22 protein-coding genes and 1 tRNA gene are annotated in these 21,465 nt (G+C 63.6%); 10 read left to right on the top strand and 13 right to left on the bottom strand.

Annotated elements, in window-relative coordinates:
- Positions 1 to 121 precede the first annotated feature (121 nt).
- The 9 genes from E4680_RS09325 to E4680_RS09285 are packed head-to-tail and all read left to right on the top strand — an operon-like array spanning position 122 to position 8,939.
- Entirely contained in the window at positions 122 to 754 is a 633-nt protein-coding gene (locus tag E4680_RS09325) for a phosphoribosylanthranilate isomerase (RefSeq protein WP_135282171.1), read from the top strand.
- Positions 741 to 1,955: a tryptophan synthase subunit beta gene (trpB, locus tag E4680_RS09320; RefSeq protein WP_135282133.1), complete on the top strand. Its 1,215-nt coding sequence runs from the start codon at positions 741 to 743 to the stop codon at positions 1,953 to 1,955. Before E4680_RS09325 ends, trpB begins: the two co-directional genes overlap by 14 nt.
- On the top strand, positions 1,952 to 2,791 hold the full coding sequence (gene trpA, locus E4680_RS09315) for a tryptophan synthase subunit alpha (protein ID WP_135282132.1): 840 nt from the start codon (positions 1,952 to 1,954) through the stop codon (positions 2,789 to 2,791). The genes trpB and trpA overlap by 4 nt, the downstream gene beginning before the upstream one ends.
- Positions 2,788 to 3,657 carry an acetyl-CoA carboxylase, carboxyltransferase subunit beta gene (gene accD, locus E4680_RS09310; RefSeq protein ID WP_135282131.1) on the top strand — a complete coding sequence of 290 codons (870 nt, stop codon included), beginning with the start codon at positions 2,788 to 2,790 and terminating at the stop codon, positions 3,655 to 3,657. The genes trpA and accD overlap by 4 nt, the downstream gene beginning before the upstream one ends.
- On the top strand, positions 3,654 to 4,925 hold the full coding sequence (gene folC / locus E4680_RS09305) for a bifunctional tetrahydrofolate synthase/dihydrofolate synthase (protein WP_135282130.1): 1,272 nt from the start codon (positions 3,654 to 3,656) through the stop codon (positions 4,923 to 4,925). Before accD ends, folC begins: the two co-directional genes overlap by 4 nt.
- A gap of 46 nt (positions 4,926 to 4,971) precedes the next feature.
- Positions 4,972 to 5,652, top strand: a complete 681-nt coding sequence (locus E4680_RS09300; protein WP_167792463.1) for an SPOR domain-containing protein — start codon at positions 4,972 to 4,974, stop codon at positions 5,650 to 5,652.
- Positions 5,653 to 5,685: 33 nt separating this feature from the next.
- A complete protein-coding gene (locus E4680_RS09295) occupies positions 5,686 to 6,192 on the top strand; it encodes a CvpA family protein (RefSeq protein WP_135282128.1) in 507 nt (168 codons plus the stop codon).
- Positions 6,193 to 6,229: 37 nt separating this feature from the next.
- The gene (gene purF / locus E4680_RS09290; protein ID WP_135282127.1) at positions 6,230 to 7,747 is read left to right on the top strand and encodes an amidophosphoribosyltransferase; all 1,518 of its coding nucleotides are present in this window, start codon (positions 6,230 to 6,232) and stop codon (positions 7,745 to 7,747) included.
- A gap of 4 nt (positions 7,748 to 7,751) precedes the next feature.
- Positions 7,752 to 8,939: an O-succinylhomoserine sulfhydrylase gene (locus E4680_RS09285; protein WP_135282126.1), complete on the top strand. Its 1,188-nt coding sequence runs from the start codon at positions 7,752 to 7,754 to the stop codon at positions 8,937 to 8,939.
- An 88-nt stretch (positions 8,940 to 9,027) separates the two neighbouring features.
- Here E4680_RS09285 and E4680_RS09280 read toward each other — a convergent pair.
- The 13 genes from E4680_RS09280 to hmpA form a co-directional block, all read right to left on the bottom strand.
- Positions 9,028 to 9,102 (bottom strand) — tRNA-Lys (locus tag E4680_RS09280).
- Positions 9,103 to 9,375: 273 nt separating this feature from the next.
- The gene (locus tag E4680_RS09275; protein WP_240696168.1) at positions 9,376 to 9,978 is read right to left on the bottom strand and encodes a DUF3299 domain-containing protein; all 603 of its coding nucleotides are present in this window, start codon (positions 9,976 to 9,978) and stop codon (positions 9,376 to 9,378) included.
- 32 nt (positions 9,979 to 10,010) lie between these two features.
- Complete coding sequence (locus tag E4680_RS09270; protein ID WP_135282125.1) at positions 10,011 to 11,270, bottom strand: ABC transporter permease; 1,260 nt, start codon at positions 11,268 to 11,270, stop codon at positions 10,011 to 10,013.
- A 5-nt stretch (positions 11,271 to 11,275) separates the two neighbouring features.
- Complete coding sequence (locus E4680_RS09265; RefSeq protein WP_240696167.1) at positions 11,276 to 12,034, bottom strand: ABC transporter ATP-binding protein; 759 nt, start codon at positions 12,032 to 12,034, stop codon at positions 11,276 to 11,278.
- Positions 12,031 to 12,609 (bottom strand): DUF2796 domain-containing protein, encoded by a 579-nt coding sequence (locus E4680_RS09260; RefSeq protein WP_167792462.1) that lies wholly within the window; start codon positions 12,607 to 12,609, stop codon positions 12,031 to 12,033. Before E4680_RS09260 ends, E4680_RS09265 begins: the two co-directional genes overlap by 4 nt.
- Positions 12,542 to 13,072, bottom strand: coding sequence for a MerC domain-containing protein (locus tag E4680_RS09255; RefSeq protein WP_205688873.1), 531 nt, complete (start codon positions 13,070 to 13,072; stop codon positions 12,542 to 12,544). Before E4680_RS09255 ends, E4680_RS09260 begins: the two co-directional genes overlap by 68 nt.
- A gap of 1 nt (position 13,073) precedes the next feature.
- Complete coding sequence (zigA, locus tag E4680_RS09250; protein WP_135282123.1) at positions 13,074 to 14,267, bottom strand: zinc metallochaperone GTPase ZigA; 1,194 nt, start codon at positions 14,265 to 14,267, stop codon at positions 13,074 to 13,076.
- A gap of 31 nt (positions 14,268 to 14,298) precedes the next feature.
- The gene (locus tag E4680_RS09245; protein ID WP_135282167.1) at positions 14,299 to 15,093 is read right to left on the bottom strand and encodes a DUF1826 domain-containing protein; all 795 of its coding nucleotides are present in this window, start codon (positions 15,091 to 15,093) and stop codon (positions 14,299 to 14,301) included.
- Positions 15,053 to 15,439 (bottom strand): Fur family transcriptional regulator, encoded by a 387-nt coding sequence (locus tag E4680_RS09240; protein WP_205688872.1) that lies wholly within the window; start codon positions 15,437 to 15,439, stop codon positions 15,053 to 15,055. Before E4680_RS09240 ends, E4680_RS09245 begins: the two co-directional genes overlap by 41 nt.
- A gap of 569 nt (positions 15,440 to 16,008) precedes the next feature.
- Positions 16,009 to 17,469, bottom strand: a complete 1,461-nt coding sequence (locus E4680_RS09235) for a DUF6306 domain-containing protein (protein ID WP_135282121.1) — start codon at positions 17,467 to 17,469, stop codon at positions 16,009 to 16,011.
- Positions 17,466 to 17,855: a DUF488 domain-containing protein gene (locus tag E4680_RS09230; protein ID WP_240696165.1), complete on the bottom strand. Its 390-nt coding sequence runs from the start codon at positions 17,853 to 17,855 to the stop codon at positions 17,466 to 17,468. The genes E4680_RS09235 and E4680_RS09230 overlap by 4 nt, the downstream gene beginning before the upstream one ends.
- A 49-nt stretch (positions 17,856 to 17,904) precedes the next feature.
- A complete protein-coding gene (locus tag E4680_RS09225) occupies positions 17,905 to 18,477 on the bottom strand; it encodes a hemerythrin domain-containing protein (protein ID WP_135282119.1) in 573 nt (190 codons plus the stop codon).
- 57 nt (positions 18,478 to 18,534) lie between these two features.
- The gene (gene hmpA / locus E4680_RS09220) at positions 18,535 to 19,713 is read right to left on the bottom strand and encodes an NO-inducible flavohemoprotein (RefSeq protein ID WP_135282118.1); all 1,179 of its coding nucleotides are present in this window, start codon (positions 19,711 to 19,713) and stop codon (positions 18,535 to 18,537) included.
- Between the two features lie 166 nt (positions 19,714 to 19,879).
- Here hmpA and norR point away from each other — a divergent pair, with 166 nt between their 5' ends.
- Positions 19,880 to 21,436, top strand: coding sequence for a nitric oxide reductase transcriptional regulator NorR (gene norR, locus E4680_RS09215; RefSeq protein WP_135282117.1), 1,557 nt, complete (start codon positions 19,880 to 19,882; stop codon positions 21,434 to 21,436).
- Positions 21,437 to 21,465 lie beyond the last annotated feature (29 nt).

Genomic DNA, 21,465 nt, shown 5'->3' with positions numbered 1-21,465 from the left:
GGCAGAAGATTCGCGCATGATTGGTGGGCTGGCCGACGAGGCGCATGGGCAGCGCAGCGGGGCCGGTCCCGGTTTGGCGGCGCATTTGGTAAGCTCACCACTTTTGGGAGGCCAGGTGGCGATCCGTACACGGGTCAAGATCTGTGGCATTACCCGTCTCGACGATGCCCTGCAGGCAGCGGAGTTGGGGGTGGATGCCATCGGGTTGGTGTTTTACCCGAAAAGCCCACGCTATCTTGCGGCTACGACTGCGGCGCAGTGGATCCATCGCGTGCCGGCCTTCGTGACGGTGGTCGGCCTGTTCCTGAATGCCGATCCGGCCTTTGTCGACGACGTGCTGGCCGAGATCGATCTGGATATGCTGCAATTTCACGGTGTCGAGACGCCGGCCGATTGCCAGCGTCACCAACGGCCCTACATCAAGGCATTGGGCATGGGCGGTGCTGGGACGGATGTCCTGGCGCAAGCCCGTTCCCATGCGCATGCGCGCGGGATGCTCCTGGACAGCCATGCGCCCGGCGAGGCGGGGGGGCGGGGGCTTCGTTTCGCCTGGGCGGAGATCCCTACCGAGCGGCCGTTGCCGCTGATTCTTGCGGGCGGACTGGACGCGACGAATGTCGCCGATGCCGTTCGCCAGGTACGGCCTTGGGCAGTGGATGTGAGCAGCGGGGTGGAGTGCGCGCCCGGAATCAAGGATCCGCAGCGCATGCGTGAATTTATGGAGAGGATCAGACGTGCCGATGCCGAAGCTTGATGGTGCAGGAAATTCGCTTCCCGACGCGCGGGGGCATTTCGGCCCCTATGGGGGGCGCTTCGTCCCCGAGACCTTGATGGCCGCGCTCGAGGCGCTGGCCGAGGCCTATCACGAGATCGGGCTGGATGCCGAGTTCCGCCGCCGACTCGATGTGGATCTGGCGCATTACGTGGGGCGACCCTCGCCACTGTATCTGGCCGAACGCTTGACCGGCGAGGTGGGTGGTGCCCGCATCTACCTCAAACGAGAGGATCTGAACCATACCGGGGCCCATAAGGTGAACAACACCGTCGGCCAGATCCTGCTCGCCCAGCGCATGGGCAAGCGGCGCATCATCGCCGAAACCGGCGCCGGTCAGCATGGCGTGGCGACCGCGACCGTGGCGGCCCGGCTGGGGCTCGACTGCGTGGTCTACATGGGTGCCGAGGATGTCAAGCGCCAGGCGCCGAACGTCTATCGCATGAAGCTCTTGGGCGCCGAGGTGCGGCCCGTGGAGTCCGGCAGCCGCACGCTCAAGGACGCCATGAACGAGGCGATGCGCGACTGGGTCACCCATGTGGACGATACCTTCTATGTCATCGGCTCGGTCGCGGGACCGCATCCCTATCCCATGATGGTGCGCGACTTCCAGTGCATCATTGGCCGTGAAACCCGTGAGCAGATGCTGGCCTTGGAAGGCCGTCTACCCGACGCCCTGGTCGCCTGTGTCGGCGGCGGTTCCAACGCCATGGGGCTGTTTCATCCGTTTCTGGACGATCGAGAAGTGGCGCTCTACGGTGTCGAGGCGGCCGGCCATGGGCTGGAATCGGGACAGCACTCGGCACCGCTCTCGGCGGGCCGGCCGGGCGTGCTGCACGGCAGCCGGACCTATCTGCTCGACAATGCGGACGGCCAGATCCAGGAGGCGCATTCGATCTCCGCCGGTCTTGATTATCCCGGCGTCGGACCGGAACACAGCTGGCTGAAGGATTGCGGGCGCGCACAGTATGTCTACGCCGATGACGAAGAGGCGCTGGCAGCCTTCCACCGACTGACGCGTACCGAAGGCATCATTCCCGCACTGGAAAGTTCGCACGCGCTGGCGTATGCCGAGCGTCTCGCGGCGCGGATGTCGCCCGAACAGATCATCGTCGTCAACCTCTCCGGTCGAGGCGACAAAGACATTCCCACCATCGCCGCGCGGGAGGGCATCGCGCTATGAGCCGTGCGCCGTTGCGTATCGATCACCGCTTTGCAGACCTGCGCGAGCAGGGTAGAGCGGCACTGGTCACCTATCTCATGGCTGGCGATCCGGATGCCGACACCACGGTTGCACTCATGCATGCCCTGGTGGCCGGCGGCGCCGATGTGATCGAACTAGGCGTGCCGTTTTCCGATCCGGTCGCCGATGGGGTTGCCATTCAGCTGGCGGCCGATCGCGCCTTGCGTTCGGGGATGACGCTGCTGGGCGTGCTCGATGTCGTGCGCCGCTTTCGCGAGAAAGATTCACATACGCCGGTCGTTCTCATGGGCTACCTCAATCCCATCGAACGCATGGGCTACCATGCATTTGCCCAGGCCGCGGCAAGTGCCGGCGTGGACGGCGTATTGACCGTGGATCTGCCGCCCGAGGAAGGCGATGGATTGCTGCCGGCACTGCGCGAGACCCAGTTGGCGCCCATTTTTCTGGTTTCACCGACCACGACGGACCGGCGCATGGCCTGGATCTGTGATCAGGCACAAGGCTTCGTCTATTACGTATCACTCAAGGGCGTGACGGGCGCGGCCAGCCTGGATATGGACGCCGTCGGCGATCGTCTCGCCGTCGTGAGAGGCCTGACGCGCCTCCCGGTGGGTGTGGGTTTCGGAATTTCGGGCCCCGAACAGGCGGGGAAGATGGCGGCCATTGCCGATGCGGTTGTTGTCGGCAGTGCACTGGTCAAGACGATCGCGGGCGGTGTACCCGAGACGTTGCCGGATCAGCTTGAAGCCCAGGTTCGGGCCTTGCGTGTGGCCATGGATGGGGTGGCGCGGCCGGCCCTGGAGGATGAGCGATGAACTGGTTTACCAAATTGATGCCCTCACGCATTCGCACCGAGGGAGAGCAGAAACGCGCGGTTCCCGAGGGCGTATGGCATCGCTGCGAGGCTTGCGAGGCGACGCTGTATCGCCCCGAGCTCGAGCGTAATCTGGAGGTCTGCCCCAAGTGTGGACATCATGGCCCCATCGAGCCGCGGCGCCGGCTGGCACAGTTCCTTGACACGGATTCGGCCGTGGAACTGTTTGCCGGCATCGAGCCAGTCGATGCCCTGAAATTTCGGGACAGTAAAAAATACAAGGATCGTTTGACGCAGGCGCAGAAGTCGAGCGGCGAAAAGGACGCACTTTTGGTCATGAAAGGCCTGCTCAAGCATCTGCCGGTCGTCACGGCTGCCTTCGATTTTCGGTTCATGGCTGGCTCCATGGGCGCCGTCGTCGGCGAGAAATTCGCCCGCGCAGTTCGCCAAAGTCTCGCCGACCGGGCGCCACTGGTCTGTTTTTCCGCGAGTGGTGGGGCGCGCATGCAGGAAAACCTGTTTTCCTTGATGCAGATGGCCAAGACCAGCGCTGCGCTGGCCGAGCTGTCGGCTGCCCGACTGCCCTATGTCTCGGTGTTGACCCATCCCACTACCGGCGGCGTGTCGGCGTCGCTCGCCATGCTGGGGGATGTCAATGTGGCAGAACCGCGCGCCCTGATCGGTTTCGCGGGCCCGCGTGTGATTCAGCAGACGGTCGGTCAGACTCTGCCCGAAGGATTCCAGCGCAGTGAGTTTCTGCTCGAACACGGTACCGTGGATTTCATCCTCGATCGGCGTCAGATGCGTGATCGCCTCGCTACGCTACTGCGCGTCCTGATGGGGATGCCGGCCGCCCCAACCGAGTGAGCGCAACTCCCGAGGCACGCACGCTGGCGCAATGGCTGGCGCATCTCGAACAGCTGCATCCGCGCGAGATCGACCTCGGACTGGGGCGAATCCGGGCGGTCTATGCGGCCATGGGTGCGCCACGACCGGCGCCTTCGGTCATTACCGTGGCCGGGACCAACGGCAAGGGCTCCAGCGTAGCCTTTCTCGAGGCCATTCTCGTGGCTGCGGGGCGGCGAGTCGGGAGCTATACCTCTCCCCATTTGTGGCGCTACAACGAGCGGGTCCGGCTGAATGGCCATCCAGTAGACGATGCGGCGCTGTGCGCGGCGTTCGAGCGGGTCGAACAGGCACGCGACGGAGTCAGCCTGAGCTATTTCGAGTTCGGCACACTGGCGGCGCTGGATCTATTCGCCCGCACCGATCTCGAAGTGGCGCTGCTCGAGGTCGGCCTGGGTGGGCGCCTGGATGCCGTCAACGTGATGGATCCCGATGTCGCGCTCATTACGCCGATTGCGCTCGACCATATGGACTGGCTGGGCCCGAATCGAGACGCCATCGGTCGGGAAAAAGCCGGCATCAGCCGGGCGACCCGGCCGCTGGTCTGCACCGACCCGGAGCCACCGCTCGGACTGCTGCAGCATGGGCTGGGCTCACCGCGATGGTGTGCAGGCTCAGATTATCGAGTCTTGCGGCGCGAGGCCCGTCGCTGGGATTTCCTCAGCGCCACGGTCTGCTGGAGCGATCTGCCGCCCCCGGCCTTACCGGGTGAACATCAGTACGCAAATGCGGCAGGCGCCTTGGCCGTGCTGGCCTTGCTGCCATCGGGACTCCAGCCGGATCGGCGCTCGGTGGTCGACGGGTTGACCCACGCGCGACTTCCCGGGCGGCTGGAACGTCGCGCCGGTCCGGTCACGCAATGGTACGACGTTGCTCACAATCCGGCCGGCACAGCGGCCTTGGCGGCGCACCTGGCCACGATACCCGTTGCCGGAACGCGGCGCACGATTCTGGGTGTCCTCCAGGACAAGGACGCCTCAGCCATGATCGAAACCCTGCGGCCCCAGACCGATGTCTGGTATGTGACGGACCTTCCCGGGTCCCGGGGCAATACGGCCGTGGCGCTGGCGGCCCTGGTACGGGCGCTCGCGCCGCATGCACCGGTGACTGAGTTCGCGACCCCGTCAGAGGCGCGTACGCAGGCACTGGCGGACAGCGGGCCAACGGATCGCGTGGTGGTAACCGGCTCGTTCCTGACCGTGGCTCTTGCGAGTCCCGCGCCCGTATAATAGGCGGTTGTGGATGCGCGTCCATGATCAGGCAGGGAGAATCATGATGGATCCGGTCCTGAAGCGGCGGTTGGCTGGGGCGGCGGTATTGTGGCTTGGCGCCATGCTGCTGTTGCCCTGGATTCTGGATCAGAATCCCGAAGAAGGGGCGGAAACCACCTTCGTGGCCGCGGAGGATCCGGAGCGCGAGATGCGAACGATTGATCTCGCACCGCCGCCGTTGCGTGAAACGGTTCCGTCCGAAGGGAGCAGGCCTGCAGAGGGGGCGCCCCCTGAGTTGGCCCGGTTGGCGCCGGCCGAGCGGCAGCCGGATGGGACGGCAGAGGCCGTGACCGATACGGCCCAGCCGGTCTCCGCACCAGTCGAACCCGCACGGCCGGCCGATGAGGTCGCCGCCTCGAACCGATCAGCACCGCCGCGCGCTTCTGATATTCCCAGAGCGGCGTCATCTTCGGCGCCGTCCGTGAGCCGCGCCCCGGCGGCCACCAAGGGTGCGGGATGGTCCGTCCAGGTGGGCAGTTTCGGAGATCTGCAAAATGCCCAGAGTCTGGCGGCGCGCTTGCGACAACATCAACACGGTGCCCAGGTGAGCACGCTGGTACTCAATGGGCGAACGTTGTATCGGGTTCGCGTGGGCCATATGGCCCGGCGGGAGGAAGCCGAGGCGCTACGCGCGCGCATCGAGCAATCCATGGGCTTGAACGGTCGGGTCGTGCCGAATCCGTGATGGCGGTCTGTACGATTCCCTGAAAAGGTGGCGATGCTGAATCCGATCGATGCGTTTATCCTGGTGGTCCTGGCGGTCTCTCTGGGTGTGGCCTTTCTGCGCGGCTTGGTTCAGGAGAGCGTGTCGTTGGCCACCTGGATTGCTGCCGCTGCTGCCGGCTACTGGGGCTCTGAGCCAGCTGCGCCGTATCTGTCCTGGTTGATCGCCCATGAGACCGCGCGCCGGGTCCTGGCCGGGGTTGTGGTCTTCGTGCTGGTGCTCATACTGGGCGGTATCCTCAATCGCCTGCTGTCGCAAAGCGTGCGGCGTCTGGGATTGAGCGGCATGGATCGCCTGCTGGGCATGGGCTTCGGCGCATTTCGAGCGACCGCCCTGATCACGGTCGCCATCCTGCTGGCTCAACTCACCAGCCTGCCGCGAGGCGACTGGTGGCTCCAATCGCGACTGATTCCCTATTTCTTGCCCTTGGCAACGCAGCTGCGGGAAAAGCTTCCCATGGATGCGCACACTGATTTCCTGTCCGAAGCCGATACCCGGTAACGACATTGTTGCTTCACAGTTCCGAGGATTGAAGATTATGTGCGGTGTAGTCGGCATCGTTGGCCAAGCGCCAGTGAACCAGGATCTATACGATGCCTTGACGGTGCTTCAGCACCGGGGACAGGACGCCGCGGGCATCATGACCTGCGATGGTGATCGCCTCTATCTGCGCAAGGACAATGGTCTGGTGCGCGATATTTTCCAGGCACAGCACATGTACGGCCTGCTGGGCAACATGGGCATCGGCCATACCCGCTATCCCACGGCCGGTTGCGCCACCGCGGCCGAAGCGCAGCCGTTCTATGTCAATTCCCCCTTCGGGATTTCGCTTTCCCATAATGGCAATCTCACCAATGCCGAGGTGCTCAAGCGGGAATTGTTCGAACAGGACATGCGTCACATCAACACCTCGTCGGACTCGGAGGTGTTGCTCAACGTGTTCGCCCACGAACTGCAGGGGCAGGGCAAGATCCGCATTCAGCCTGAGGATATCTTTACCGCTGTGGCCGGAGTGCATCGCCGTTGCCGTGGCGCCTATGCCGTCGTGGCCATGATCACCGGCTATGGCATCGTCGGTTTTCGTGATCCCTTCGGGATTCGGCCGCTGATCTACGGGCGGCGCGAAACGCCCAAGGGCACCAGTTACATGATCGCCTCGGAAAGCGTGGCACTGAAGGTGCTCGGCTTCGAACCGGTCGCTGACGTCATGCCGGGGGAAGCGGTATTCATCGACCTCAACGGGCAGATTCATCGCAAGGTCTGCGCCGAAGATACCCTGCATTCGCCCTGCATCTTCGAATACGTCTATTTCGCGCGGCCCGATTCGATCATCGAGAACGTCTCGGTCTACAAGGCGCGTTTGCGCATGGGCGACTATCTGGCCAAGAAGATCGAGCGTGAATGGCATGACCGGGATATCGATGTGGTGATTCCGATTCCCGACACCAGCCGGACGGTGGCGGTGCAGCTGGCGCACCACCTGAACGTGAAATACCGCGAAGGTTTCATGAAGAACCGCTACATCGGGCGCACCTTCATCATGCCGGGCCAGCAGCTGCGTAAGAAATCGGTCCGCCAGAAGCTCAACGCGATCGATCTGGAGTTTCGCGGCAAGAACGTCCTCTTGGTGGATGATTCCATCGTACGCGGCACCACCTCGGGCCAGATCATCGAAATGGCCCGAGAAGCAGGCGCCCGGAAAGTCTACTTTGCCTCCGCGGCGCCCCCGGTTCGGTATCCGAACGTGTACGGTATCGACATGCCGGTGTCTTCCGAGCTCGTCGGCTATGGTCGCACCGAAGAGGAGATTTGCCGGGCCATCGGCGCCGATCGGCTCATTTATCAGGATCTGACTGATCTGGAGCGCGCCGTGCGCTGGGAAAAGGACGGTGAGCGCATCGATCGTTTCGACAGTTCCTGCTTTTCGGGTGAATATGTCACTGGTGATGTCACGCCCGCCTATCTCGACAGCCTGGCGATGCGGCGTTCCGACGGGGCCAAGGGGAATGCGCCGGGTAGCGATTTTCCGGTGATCGAAATCTACAACGGGATCTGAGTCGATGGATGAACACGATCTGGACGAATTCGCCTTCGAGACACGCGCTATCCGCGCGGGTATCGAGCGCAGCGCCCAGGGCGAGCACGCCGAGGCCATCTACGCCACCTCCAGTTTCGTCTTCGAGAGCGCGGAGGAGGCAGCGGCCCGGTTTTCGGGCGAGCGCCCCGGTAATATCTACAGCCGCTTCACCAATCCCACGGTGCGCATGTTCGAACGCCGGCTGGCAGCGCTGGAGGGCGGCGAATCCTGCGTCGCCACCAGTTCTGGAATGTCGGCGATTCTCTCGGTGTGCATGGCCCTGCTACGCCAGGGAGATCAGGTCGTTGCCGCGCAGGGGCTGTTCGGCACGACCACCAGCCTGCTGAACCAGTACCTGACCCGCTTCGGGGTTGCAGTCCGTTTCGTACCGGCTACCGACTATGCCGCTTGGGCCGAGGCGATCGAGGCCGGGCGCACGCGGCTGTTGATCGTGGAAACCCCCACCAATCCCCTGACCGAAGTTGTGGATATTCAAAAACTTGCCGCGATGGCCCATGCGGCCGACGCCCGCCTGATCGTGGACAACTGTTTCTGCACGCCCGCACTGCAGCGCCCATTGGCGCTGGGTGCCGATATCGTGATCCATTCCGCGACCAAGTACCTCGACGGGCAGGGACGCTGCATGGGCGGCGCGGTGGTCGGGGATGCCGAAACGGTCGGCAGGGACATCTTCGGCTTCCTGCGTACGGCCGGACCCACGTTGAGTCCATTCAATGCCTGGGTCTTTCTGAAAGGGCTCGAAACGCTGGCCCTGCGCATGCGCGCCCACAGTGAAAACGCACTGGTCCTGGCGCGCTGGCTACAGCAGCAGCCCGGCGTTGCGCGTGTGCACTACCCGGGCTTGCCCGATCACCCGCAGCACCATCTGGCCGCAGCGCAGCAGTCGGATTTCGGCGGCATCGTCTCCTTCTCATTGAGCGGAGGGCAGGCCGCTGCCTGGCGGCTGATCGACGCCACCCGGCTGATTTCCATCACCGCCAATCTGGGCGACACCAAGACCACCATTACTCACCCGGCAACCACCACCCACGGGCGGCTCAGCCCCGAGGATCGGCACGCCGCGGGAATCGGCGACGGCCTGCTGCGCCTGTCCGTTGGGCTGGAGTCCGTCGATGACCTGATGCAGGATCTGGGGCGCACCCTCGCCTGAGGGCGCCGAACGGGCCGCGCGGCAAACGCCGGCGCGACCAAACGCCGTTTGGCGGGGAGGCCAAACGCCGCAGTGTAGCAGTGGGATATGGTGGGCCGTCAGGGACTCGAACCCCGAACCTACTGATTAAGAGTCAGCTGCTCTACCATTGAGCTAACGGCCCGAAACGATCAGAAGAGCCTGGCCAGAGAAAGGCCGAAACAGCCCGAGATCATCCCAAATTTCGCTCATTGTGTCAATCAATCACACACTGGGATGAGTCCGAGCATCGACATCGACGATCAACGCCCATGGCAAAAGCGCATCATTCCTTCGGGCCGCCAGTCTCGCAAAGTGGGTAGGCGACGCAGCGCCGCACTGAACCGGTCGTGGAACCTGCATCGAATGCCAAAGGCCGGTATCAGCCGTAGGCTAGTCTTCATCGTGAATCGGCATCTTATTGATACGGCTCGACAAAACGAGCCTCAATCCGATATCCCGCATCGCCAAGCTTGCTTGAGAGCTTTTCCACTTTGAGCACCCCGGTCACCCAGACGGTGTCGAACAGCTGCCCCTCGTAGGCATGCCCTATATCGGTTACGACATATACGGTCTGATTGGCGGGCGGCGGCGGGGTATGAATGCAGGCGCCATAGTACGGGACCAGCAGAAATTCCCGTATGGACTTGGCATCCGTTTCAAGAGGGACGACAAACCCCGGCAGCTTGACGAACTTGCCGTCGTGGTCTTCGACCACTGGTGCTTCTCGCCAGAATGTCTTGAGCTTTTCCAGCAACTCCTGAGCGCGGGGATCATCATCACTGAGATCTTCGGCATCGAATTCGTCCATCAGTTTGTCCAACTGCCAGTCCGCCGGGATCAACGCGTCCCAATCAAGTTCGATGGGTTCGGGAGCCGTTGGCGCGGTCACATCGGCTTGCCTCGCGACCGTCACGGGGTCCTGCGCCGTTGTTTCAGCAACCGGCCGGGTGGTCTCCGGGTTGTTTCCGTCACAAGCCGCCAGCAGCCCGTACAGATTCAGCGCCATGAAGATGCGCATCAGCCGACGTCGTTGCATTGTCCACTCTCCAATCAGATCCGAATCGACAGGCCATCGGCAAGCGATAGCTTGTAGGCACGATAGGCGGGGAGCATGCCCGCCACCAGGCCCGCCAGCACCACGATACCGAGCAGCCGCAGTTCGTGCCGGCTCAAGCCGCCGAGCGAGATGTGGATTCCGTACCGGGCTTCGATGATGGGCCGGGCTACCGCCAACAGACCATACAGCAGGCCCAGCCCCACCCCGATGCCCGCCAAAGTGAGCGCCGCGGCCTCGCCCATGATCAGCGCGAATACATGCATAGGGCGGGCGCCAACCGAGCGCAAGATCGCCATTTCACGACGGCGTTCGTTGAGACCGGTAAAAAGCGCCGTAAGCATCCCGAACAGGCCGACCACCACCACGAAGCCGGAGACGATCAGCAGGGCATTTTCCGCGATGGCGGTGATGCCCCACAATTCGCTGAGCGCCACTCCCGGAAGGATGGCGGTCAGCGGTTCCTCCGCGTAGTCATTGATCGTGCGCTGTACCTGAAACGTGGCGATTTTGGACTCGAGGCCAACCAGGGCCGCGGTAATCGCCCTGGGGGTCAGGTCCTTGTGGCGTGCCTTTTCGGCGGAAGTCGACAGGCCGGGCAACGGCGCACCGCCGCGCCAGTCGATGTGAATCGCTTCAATGGCCTCAAGACTCACATGCACGGTACGATCCACCGGTGTCCCGGTCCGCTTGAGAACACCGGCGACCCTGAATGGCTTGTCTTCGTGGCGCGCGAAACGGACGTCGTTGGCGCCGTGCGCGATCACCACCGAATCGCCGAGCTGATAGCCCAGCGCCTCGGCGACCTCGGCACCAAGCACGGTATCGTACAGATCATCGAAAGCGTGGCCCTGATCGAATGTCAGGCCGCGGTCACGAGCATAGCGGTACTGGCGGAAGTAATCCTCGGTGGTACCCATAACCCGATATCCGCGATGCGAGTCTCCGAGCGAGATCGGTAGACTCCAGGCCACATTCGGCAGCGCGGCGATATCCTGGTAACTTTTCCAGGATATGTTGTTCGTGGCGTTGCCGATGCGGAACACGGCGTACAGCAACAACTGTACGCCACCTGAACGCGCCCCGACGATCAGGTCGGTCCCTGAAATCGTGTGAGCGAAACTCTCGCGCGTCTCCACGCGCACGCGTTCCACTCCGATCAGCAGGGTCACGCTGAGCGCGATCGACAACAGGGTCAGGCCGGCAGTCAGGCGGCGGTTGAGCAAACTCTTCCAGGCAAGGCGCACGATGGGCATGGTCGTCAATCCGCTCGCGCACGCGATTCACCCGCCGTATTGAGTTCGGCAAGCCGGATGGTGCGATCGAACAAACCTTCCAGCGATGTGTCGTGACTCACGAAAACGACGGTGGAACCAGCTTGTTCGCACTCCTGGAACAGCAGGCGGACAAACGCCTCTCGACGATTCGCGTCCAGCGAAGACGTCGGTTCGTCGGCGATCAGCAGTTCGGGCTCACCCATCAGTGCACGCGCGGCTGCCACGCGCTGTTGCTGCCCGACACTGAGCGCCGTCACCGGACGGTGCAGCAAATCCGCCTGCGCCATATCCAGATGTTCAAGCAGGCGCATGGCTTCCGACTTCAGTGAGCGTGAACGTTGCACGGCCTTGTCATGACGCGCTTTGGAGAAGCGACAGGGCAACACGACATTGTCGACCATCGACAGATACGGGATCAGGTTGAACATCTGGAAAACGTAACCAATGTGGTGCGCCCGGAAGTGATCCCGTTGCGCGCCGGCCAGCTGATCCAGCCGCCGGCCCAGGACCGTGAGCTCGCCCTGCTGCGGCACGGTGACACCGGCCAGCAGGCTCAGCAGCGTGCTCTTGCCGCTACCGCTGGGACCCTCGATGAAAACACGTTCGCCTTTTCCGATACTAAGGCGATCCAACGCCAGAGCGATAGGCGCCTGCCGCTGCCAGCGGAATGACAGATGGCGGATATCGACGGCCCTGTCCACTGCAGACAGGCTCTGGGCAGCGTCCCTGCGTTCCTGATTCAAAAGTGCAGTTCCGGTCGCGATGCGCGCAGTTCGGCGGCGCCTTGGCGTTTTTCAGTGATGAACTGGACGTGAAGCCGCTCGGTCTGGGGAAAGGCTGCGAACACGCCGACCTTGACCCGATCCAGTGCTTCGGGATGCGCACAGTCGAAACGCCAGCTCGCGATGATATCCGAGTGCGTCTCCTCATGCCGTTGTTCTTGCTCGGGGTGGGGTGCATGCGCTTCGTGGTGTTCGTCGTCATGGCGGGCTTCGTCCATCCGCGGTGTACGCGCATCGGCATGAACCAGATGGCAACCAGCCGCCTCTGGCAACGCGAAGAGGGCAGCGCCATCCTTGAGCCGCGCCAATGCGCTTTCCCGGGTGTGATGATCTTCCTTGCTACGCGGCGCGTGCTCAAAGCCCACGATATTCACCGCCGGGCTGTGGAGCTCGATATGCAGCGTGGTGCCCTCCTGCGCAACATCGAGTCGGCCAACGCCATGCGCATGGGCACCGTGTTGACGTTGTTCATCCGCGAGCGCCAGAGGACCGCTGGTGGCCAACAGCAGTACGAGAATCGGCTTCAGTACGGTCATGACGAATCTCCGAGACAGGTCGCGGCGGAACCTGCGGTAGGGCCGAATGGAAGCAGGGGTTTGCAAGCATTGACGGGGTTTGGGCAGCACAATGGTCGCGCCGGCACAAGCGGTAGTTCCGCACATGCCCGCTGGCCATGATGGCCCCGCCGAGCACGGTCAGCAAGCGCTCCCCCCATTCGCCAAACCAGCGATGTCCCAGAAAAGCCGCCAGCAGCAACAACGACAATCCGGCCACACCGAACAGCAATACCGGTCTGTCCTTGTGTCGCCGACAACCCAGCCACAGGGCAAATCCGCTGGTCGGCAGGATGACCCAAAGCAGCAACTGATGAAAGTCCTCGCCTGCGAACAAACTGCCGGACAGCACCGGCGATATGATCAGGACCAGCGGCATCAGCAGGCAATGCACCGCGCACAGGCCGGAAATCGAGATGGCGAGCAGATCCAATGGCCGTTGCATCTCAGGTCTCCACCCAGTTTGGAAGCGGATCGGGATACGCCTGCCAGGCTGCGGGGCCTTGCGCGTATTCCTCATCATCCAGCAGACAGGCGTCAAGACTCCGTTCAATCGCGCCGGGATTGAGGTACTGACCGATAAACACGATCTCCTGACGCCGATCGCCGTAGTCACCGGAAAATTCGGACTGGATGTTGGCGATCACGGATTCATCCTGTGGCCAATCCGCACGTGGCACGGCGCTCCACCAGTAACCCGCTGGACCGTGGCGAACGATACCGCCCGCCTGCGACCAGGTTCCGGCGATGTCATGACGGCTTGCCAGCCAGAAATACCCTTTTGAGCGAAGCAAGTTACCTTCCCAGTCCTGCTGCAGGGCCTGGTGGAATCGCAAGGGATGGAAAGGCCGCCGGGCCCGATAGACGAAACTCGTGATCCCGTATGCCTCGGTTTCCGGCGTGTGTTCGCCGCGCATCTCCCGGAGCCAGCCCGGTGCTTTTGCAGCTTTTTCGAAACTGAACCGGCCGGTTCCGATAATCCGGTCGAGCGAGACCTGACCGAAGCAGGCGGGAACAATCTCGGCATCGCGGTTGACTTGCCGCAGGGCATGCGTCAGGCGTTCGCGCTCAGCCTGGCTGATCAAGTCGATCTTGTTGACGATGATGACGTCGGCAAACTCCACCTGGTCGATCAGCAAGTCTGCCACCGTGCGCTGGTCTTCCTCGCCCAGCGACTCGCCGCGTGACTGCAGACTATCGGCCTGATCCAAGTCCCCGGCGAAGTTGACAGCGTCGACAACGGTGACCAGTGTGTCGAGACGAGCGACATCTGAAAGGCTGACACCTTGCTCGTCCCGGAATGTGAATGTCTCGGCAACCGGCAGCGGTTCGGATATGCCCGTGGATTCGATTACCAGGTAGTCAAAGCAGCCTTCCTTGGCGAGCACCGCGACTTCTTTCAACAGATCTTCGCGCAGGGTGCAGCAGATGCAGCCGTTGCTCATCTCCACCAGTCTTTCCTCGGACCGGTTGAGCCGCACTTCACTGTTGACCAGCTTGGCGTCGATGTTGACCTCCGACATATCGTTGACGATGACCGCAACGCGCCGGCCCTCGCGATTATGGAGGATGTGATTTAACAGCGTGGTTTTTCCCGCACCGAGAAATCCGGATAGTACCGTGACCGGCAGTTGTTTCATGGTCGTTGCTCCACACACGTTCTCTTGTTCATCAACAGTCCAAGCAAAACAGCACACGAGCCGGATCGCCCGGTTCAACCGCCGGTGAACGGTGTACCAGGCCGGCATCGGCACAACCGGGATAGCCGCAACCTTTCATCAGGCCGACGGCAAACGTCGGCATGCAGCGGGGATAGCCAAAGCGAACGATCGCTTCGTTCGGCGCTCCGCTCGCCTGCGCCGCACGATCCACCTGTGCATCGTCCAGCCACTCGGTACCCGGTCCGCGATAGGTGCATACCAAGCGCAAGTACGAATGATCCACATGGAAACGGGGACAGCCGGTGCGTGCCAGCGTCTCCAGGCGCACCGTGACAGGCCGGTGGCCGGCGAAATCGAAAAACACTTCCGACAGCCTGGTCATATCGTCGAGCCAGCCGGGGAACGCGGATAGCGCGTCATAACCCTGCGCCGAAATCAGCGCCGCGAGCCCGTCGCGGGCCTTCCCGGAATGGACGCGCGCCCGCACGTCGGGAAATGCGTCGGCCCCCACGATCTCCAGTTCAAGGCCAATGGCGGCCAACACCGGGCGATCCCAGATCACGAGCGACGACTCGGGAGAATGAATACGGCCAAACGCGTCGAGTGAATCCACTCGACAGTGGGCCGATCGGTGTGACCGTAACGCTGTCACCGGGATGCCTACCGCAAAGAATGCAACATGGTTGCATTTTACGCGGGACGAAAAGTAATGCAACTCTGTTGCATTAAAAGTGGAATGGCGCTGGAGGCTAACGAATCTGAAGTCAGCGGCTGCAGTGGGGACAGAGCCCCTGTACCGCGACATCGGCATGTTGCAGGCTGAAGCCTTCAGGCAGGGTCAGAGCGACAGCGGGCGTCAGATTCTCCAGGCAGTAAATCTGGCCGCAGCGCGTACAGTTGAAATGTGCATGATCGGCGGTGGGGGTCGCATTGAAACGCCAAACCCGATCCGCACCAACGACTTTATGGGCAAGCTTTTGCGTTACCAACCAATCCAGGACCCTGTAAAGGGTCACACGCTCTACCACGTCGTGCGTTGTTTCAACGGCGCGTTCGATTTCGCTATGGGAGAGTGCATGGTCGGCCGACAGCAACACGTCCAGCACGGTGACCCGTGCCGCGGTGGCGCGCAATCCCATCTTGCGGATCATGGCTAGCGCATCTTCAGCACTTCGGTTGATTCTTCCCATGCACACAGTTCAACACGATCGGCCAAACATCACAACTCTGTTGCATTTCTCTGGGTGGTTCAGCCGGTCTCCTTCATCGCTTCGTCGAGCGGTCAACCACCCCGGCTTGGCCAAGACTCTTGGAAAGTCAGTCATGTATCGACGTGCTCTTGGAACACGTGACACTGATCCCCGGTACGGATCGTCCAATCGGGCGAACTTCGCCCTCCAAGGGGAAGGGCAGCGCGCTCCGACATTGCTTCGGCTCTCGGGATCGGCGACACGGCCCGATCACGGTCGGCGGAGTTTACGGGTTCCGTCGGCTGCTACGCCATGGCGTGGCGGAATCGGTTGATTGACCTGCGCGGAGCATCGTCATCTCACGTTTCCGTGCTGCTGCTTCAGTGCTCAGGCAGAACCGACTGGAGGTTCTGACGCGAAGCGAATACCGCGGCGGGAGACGACGGACTGGCGAGCCAAGCTGATCAGCTTCGTCGTTGCATCAAGACAGCGTATCGCGACCCGATCTTGCGTCGGCATCAGGCAGCCGTCTAATCGGCGTTTTGCGCGTCAATCCGGGCTGCGAGGCGTTCAACATTATCCTCATGTGCGGTGCGCATGGCCTGAAGTCCGGCCTGTAAATGGGGATCGTCTACCTGAGGCAGGATCGCCCGCAGCCGCCGCAGCACCCAGCGTTGGCCGTGATTCAGGAAAACTAGCCGTGCCGGCAAGTCCTCGATAGCCATCGCTTTGGCGTAGAAGCTTCCGGTCCGGCGCGATGGCTTGCCGCCGAGATGTTGGATGGCCTGGACGAGCAAGGCACACCAGCGCGCCTCATCGTGCTGGATGGTGCGCATCAGTGACAGAAGCGTGGCGGGCGCCTCCTTGAGCGTCTGCAGCGCGACGCGCGCACCGGCGCGTTCAGCCTCCAACAGTTCGTTCAGAGTCGCGATCAGCGCCTCCTGCGCGACGCGGCTCGGACGCTGCGGGGGAGATGAACTCATGCGCCCCGATCCGGCTGGCGGACTTGCGTCGACTGCCAGCAGGGCCTCGGCCTCCGCGGCGATCCGCCCAACCCGTTCGGCTGCACCCATGATGGAATCGATGCGGTCGATACCCATCCCGGCATACAGCGCCATGGCCTCGAGATCGCCCGCTGTTGAGCGCAGCGGTGAGTCGGTGCTGAAGCGATAGATCGGCCGCCCGTCGTCCTCACCGATGACCGTCGGTGGGCCGGAACGGGGATCACCGTGTTCACCGCGGGTGACGCTGTTGGGCAACACCCGGACCTTGGCGCCCTCTGGCCAGTTGATGTGAAAATCCTCGGTGAGTAGCGTATCGGCGGCACTGGCGGTGATGAGTCGCTGCTTATGGAAATCGTGGGCAAAACTCTCCGGCGTTGGGATCAGCGCCGTACCGAACACAGCGCCCTGCGCGCCGAGCGCAAGCACGGTGGCCACATCCGCGCCGTCACTAAGCCCGCCCGCTGCCAGCACGGGTGCATTTGTCATCGGCACCAGATCGCCGAGCAGCGCGTGCAGCGGCTGATCGCCGCGCACGTGCCCGCCGGCCTCGACACCTTGAGCGATCAGCACATCGGCGCCAGCAAGCTCTGCGGCACATCCCTCTTTGACGGAGCCCACTTGGCAGACAATGCGCAGGCCCGCTGTGCGCAACCGCCCGATGAGCGCTGCGGGTACGTCCCAGAACAACCCCACAACCGGCACGGCGAGCGCGATCAGTGTCTCGATCTGCGCCTCCAGCAGCGCCGGGTCGGTGCCCGCCGGGATCAGGTTCACGCCAAAGTGCTCGACCCCGGCCGCGCGTACGGCCGCGACCTCCGCGCGGATGCGCGTCACCGGTTCCCGCACCATGCCGAGAAAGCCGAAGCCGCCGGCGCGACTCACGGCCGTCACCAGCTCCGCGCGTGCCACGCCACCCATACCGGCCAATACCAGCGGATAGCGGCAGCCAAGCAAGTCACACACAGGGCGGTGCAGTGAGCTTTTCATGGTCCTTCCTCTGTCTCCATGTGTTCACGCAGGTATTCCGCCAGCACGATGGCATGGTTGTGCACATCGTCGCGGGCGCCGTACAGCAGCGTGAGCGGACCTGTATCGGTCAACTCGCGCAGCGGCGTGAGTGCATCGGTATTGGCGTCGAGCTCGGCGCGGTAGCGGGCGCAAAATGCCTCCCATCGCGCTGGGTCGTGGCCGAACCATCGTCGTAGCGCAGCACTCGGCGCGGCGGCTCGATGCCACCGTGTGAGCGCCGCTGCCTCCTTGCGCACCCCACGTGGCCACAGGCGATCCACCAGCACACGCGCGCCATCGTCGGCGTGCGCAGGCTCATAGATGCGCTTGACGCGAATGTCGGCCGGCATCAGTACGGCGTGCATTTCGGGCCGTAGGAGCGCCTTTGCTGCAGCGCGACCCCATACCGGTCATTCATGCCTGCGCCGGCGTCTGCCCCAGCAGCGCGGCCATGTCCTCGGCAAAGGCCACGTAGCGGTCGTGGTCCTGCCCCAGCTCGATTTCCGCCTGTTCGAAGCGCGCGTTCAGCGCGTCCAGCTCCGCCGGGGTGAACAGGCGCTCGGCCATCGGAAACACCATCTGGTCTTCCTTCCAGATGTGGTTCGGGTACAGCTGCTGGAGCGCGGCGATGGCCCCGTGCAGCGCGGCCGGGGCGTCGTTGTCGCCACGCTCCAGGGCGTCGATGGCCGCCGCCAGGGCGCCGACCCGCTCGCGTCCGAGCACGTGTTCGCGCCGCAGCGCCTCCAGCGGGCAGCCGCCGTGCGGCACGCCCTTGTCCTCCATGGCCGGGAACAGGATGGCCTCTTCCTTGGCGTGGTGGCACTGGTCGGCGAACTCGCGCATGAAGGCGACGATGGTTCGCAGGCGTGCAGGGTCCGGCCGGTTGCCTGCGGCCAGTTCCTGATCGATGGCGCTCAGGCCGTGCACCACCTGCAGGATGTGGTGATGCTCGTGCGTGAGCTGCTGGATGGGGTTGTCATGGGGCATGGTGGATTCCTCCTCCGGATGGGGCAGGGTCAGCCGCCGGCAGCGCTCCAGATCCTCTCAGGTCTCCAGCGCCGCCGCCGGGCCGAAGAACTCCCAGTGCATCTGCGCCGGCGGTACGCCAAGCTCGCCCAGGGCCCGCTTCACGGCCGCCATGAACGGTGGCGGGCCGATGAAGTACGCGTCCATGTCGCGCGCCTGCGGCAGCCAGCGCGCCAACAGGTCGGTGCACGCGCGGCCGTGGGCGTCCACCGGTAGGGTGCCGGCTTGTTCGTGACAGTAGAAGCGTCGTGCCTGCGGGCTGCGTGCGACCAGGTCGTCCACCCAGTCCCGAAACGCATGCACCGCCGCATTGCGCGCGAAATGCACGAAGGTGACCGGCCGGCGCTGCTCATGCGCCGCGTGCAGCATGGGCAGCGTGGGGGTGATGCCGACACCGCCGCTGATCAGCGCCAGCGGCCGTTCGCCGGGCGCGAGCACGAATTCGCCGGCCGGCGGGAACAGGTCGATCGCGGCCCCGATGCCGAGCGCGTCGTGCAGGTGGTTCGACACCACGCCGCCGGGTTCGCGCTTGACGCTGATGCGGTAGGTGCTGCCGTTCGGCGGGGCTGAGAGCGAGTAGTTGCGCCGCACTTCCTGGCCGTCGACGGTGAGCCGGATGCCGATGTACTGGCCGGGCTTAAATGGCATCACGGCGCCGCCGTCGGCCGGCCTGAGGTAGAGGGAGGTGATCTCGACGCTCTCCGGCACCTTGCGCACCACCTCGAACCGCCGCGCGCCGCGCCAGCCGCCGGGGGTCGCCGCGGCGGCGGCGTACACATCTTCCTCGGCGCCGATCAGCAGATCCGCCAGTTGCTGATAGGCCGCCGCCCAGGCCTCGATGACGGCATCGGTCGCGATGTCCGGTCCCAGCACCTCGCGGATGGCGCGCAGCAGGCAGCTGCCGACGATGGGGTACTGCTCCGGCAGCACCTGCAGCGACACGTGCTTTTGCACGATCTGCCCGACCAGCGGGCCGAGCGTGTCCAGCCGGTCGATGTGCCGGGCGTACTGCAGGATGCCGTTGGCCAGCGCCCGTGGCTGCGCGCCGCTGGCCTGGTGCGCCTGGTTGAACAGCGGGCGGACCTCCGGATACTCGGCGAGCATGATTCCGTAGAAGTGGCGCGTCAGCGCCTCGCCGCCGGTTTCGAGCAGCGGGACGGTGGCCTTGACGATGTCGCGGTGTTGAGCCGAAAGCATGGAATCATCCTCCTGGTTGCCGGTGACGGCGCGCCATGCGCGCCTGTGCTCCAGGAGACAGATTTCGTGCCATGAGAGAAGCTGCTGATATGATTGAGATCAATGCTTCATCAGGTCACAATGACAACGACTGACCATTGTTAATATGACATTACTGAATGTGAAAATGACTCCGCCCACATTCTTTTCCACCTACGTCGGACTGGTCGGGAACCTGCCCCGGGAGCTTACCCCCCAGGAACGCTATCGGGCCTTCCTCGATGGGCTGCGGAGCGTGTTTCCATGTGATGCCGCAGCCCTGTTGCGTCTGGAAGGTGACAGCCTCGTACCACTGGCCGTTACCGGGCTCAGCCACGACACACTGGGCCGACGTTTCCGACTGGTCGACCATCCACGGTTGTTGACGATGGTGAACCGACGCGGCCCAACCCGACTCCCGAGCGACTGCGGCCTTCCTGATCCGTACGACGGCTTGATCGAGGGACTGACCGGCCAACTCGAAATCCACGACTGCATGGGGTGTCCGCTGTACGTCGAGGACCATTTCTGGGGACTGCTTACCCTGGACGCTTTGCAGCCGGAGGCCTTCGAGGCCTGCGACCCAGTCGTGCTGCAGGCATTCGCCACGCTGGCCACCGCAACCGTGATCGCCGTCGAACGTCTCGAACGTCTCGCCCGGCGTGCCGAACAGGATCAGCAGGTGGCTCGCTTGCTGTTCGAGGCTCGAGGTCCGAACGGTGGTCGGACGCTCACCGGGCACAGCGGGGCGATGCGCCGTTTGGAAAAGGAGATCGAGGCCGTTGCCCATACCGATCTCACTGTCTTGATCACCGGCGAGACCGGAACGGGCAAGGAGTTGGTGGCGCAGGCCGTTCATGCCCGCTCACGCCGAGCGGGCCGGCCGTTGATCACCCTGAACTGCGCGGCGCTTCCGGAACATCTGGTCGAAAGCGAGCTGTTCGGTCACGTGCGCGGCGCGTTTACCGGTGCAGTTGGGGAGCGGCGCGGTCGCTTTGAACTCGCTGACGGTGGCACCCTCCTGCTGGACGAGATTGGCGAACTGCCGCTTCCCATTCAAGCAAAACTGCTGCGCGTCCTTCAGAGTGGGCAGATCGAGCGATTGGGTTCGGATCGGGAGCATCGTGTTGATGTCCGGGTGCTGGCGGCCACCAATCGCGATCTTGCTGCGGAGGTGCGCGCCGGACGTTTCCGGGCCGACCTCTATCACCGTCTGAGCGTCTATCCACTGCACGTACCGCCGCTGCGCGAGCGCGGACACGATGTGTTGCTGCTGGCCGGTGGCTTTCTGGAGGAAAACCGGGCTCGCCTGGGTTTGCGTGGTTTGCGGCTGGCTTCCGACGCACAGGCCGCATTGCAACGTCAGTCCTGGCCCGGGAACGTGCGGGAACTCGAACACCTCATCAGCCGGGCGGCAGTCCGGGCGGTCGCACAAGAGCAGCCCAACTCGATCCGCATCGTGACGCTGCATGCCGCGCATCTGGATCTGGCACCGAGCATCGCCCCGTTCGTACCCGCGCCGCCGACCGACTCCAAAACCCCCACGCTCACCTTGCGCGAAGCGGTGGACACGTTCAAACAGACGATGGTGGCGGACACGCTGGCACGCCATGGCGGCAACCGCGCGGCTGCCGCGCGCGAACTCGGCCTCGATCCAGCCAATCTGCATCGCCTGCTCAAACGTCTCGATGGTGGAGGTTCCTGATCGTCCAGCGGCCGGTGGCAATTCAACGC

The sequence above is a fragment of the Candidatus Macondimonas diazotrophica genome, assembly GCF_004684205.1.
GTDB lineage: Bacteria > Pseudomonadota > Gammaproteobacteria > UBA5335 > UBA5335 > Macondimonas > Macondimonas diazotrophica.
The sequence above is the reverse complement of the archived record's forward strand: the minus strand, read 5'-3'. Positions and strand labels throughout refer to the sequence as shown.

Excerpts from the sequence above, each read along its gene's own strand:
- trpB (WP_135282133.1), top strand. The coding sequence starts at position 741 with ATGCCGAAGCTTGATGGTGCAGGAAATTCGCTTCCCGACGCGCGGGGG.
- trpA (WP_135282132.1), top strand. The coding sequence starts at position 1,952 with ATGAGCCGTGCGCCGTTGCGTATCGATCACCGCTTTGCAGACCTGCGC.
- accD (WP_135282131.1), top strand. The coding sequence starts at position 2,788 with ATGAACTGGTTTACCAAATTGATGCCCTCACGCATTCGCACCGAGGGA.
- E4680_RS09300 (WP_167792463.1), top strand. The coding sequence starts at position 4,972 with ATGGATCCGGTCCTGAAGCGGCGGTTGGCTGGGGCGGCGGTATTGTGG.
- E4680_RS09295 (WP_135282128.1), top strand. The coding sequence starts at position 5,686 with ATGCTGAATCCGATCGATGCGTTTATCCTGGTGGTCCTGGCGGTCTCT.
- purF (WP_135282127.1), top strand. The coding sequence starts at position 6,230 with ATGTGCGGTGTAGTCGGCATCGTTGGCCAAGCGCCAGTGAACCAGGAT.
- E4680_RS09285 (WP_135282126.1), top strand. The coding sequence starts at position 7,752 with ATGGATGAACACGATCTGGACGAATTCGCCTTCGAGACACGCGCTATC.
- E4680_RS09275 (WP_240696168.1), bottom strand. The coding sequence starts at position 9,978 with ATGCGCATCTTCATGGCGCTGAATCTGTACGGGCTGCTGGCGGCTTGT.
- E4680_RS09270 (WP_135282125.1), bottom strand. The coding sequence starts at position 11,270 with ATGCCCATCGTGCGCCTTGCCTGGAAGAGTTTGCTCAACCGCCGCCTG.
- E4680_RS09260 (WP_167792462.1), bottom strand. The coding sequence starts at position 12,609 with ATGACCGTACTGAAGCCGATTCTCGTACTGCTGTTGGCCACCAGCGGT.
- E4680_RS09255 (WP_205688873.1), bottom strand. The coding sequence starts at position 13,072 with ATGCAACGGCCATTGGATCTGCTCGCCATCTCGATTTCCGGCCTGTGC.
- zigA (WP_135282123.1), bottom strand. The coding sequence starts at position 14,267 with ATGAAACAACTGCCGGTCACGGTACTATCCGGATTTCTCGGTGCGGGA.
- E4680_RS09245 (WP_135282167.1), bottom strand. The coding sequence starts at position 15,093 with ATGTCGCGGTACAGGGGCTCTGTCCCCACTGCAGCCGCTGACTTCAGA.
- E4680_RS09240 (WP_205688872.1), bottom strand. The coding sequence starts at position 15,439 with ATGATCCGCAAGATGGGATTGCGCGCCACCGCGGCACGGGTCACCGTG.
- E4680_RS09235 (WP_135282121.1), bottom strand. The coding sequence starts at position 17,469 with ATGAAAAGCTCACTGCACCGCCCTGTGTGTGACTTGCTTGGCTGCCGC.
- E4680_RS09230 (WP_240696165.1), bottom strand. The coding sequence starts at position 17,855 with ATGCACGCCGTACTGATGCCGGCCGACATTCGCGTCAAGCGCATCTAT.
- E4680_RS09225 (WP_135282119.1), bottom strand. The coding sequence starts at position 18,477 with ATGCCCCATGACAACCCCATCCAGCAGCTCACGCACGAGCATCACCAC.
- hmpA (WP_135282118.1), bottom strand. The coding sequence starts at position 19,713 with ATGCTTTCGGCTCAACACCGCGACATCGTCAAGGCCACCGTCCCGCTG.
- norR (WP_135282117.1), top strand. The coding sequence starts at position 19,880 with ATGACTCCGCCCACATTCTTTTCCACCTACGTCGGACTGGTCGGGAAC.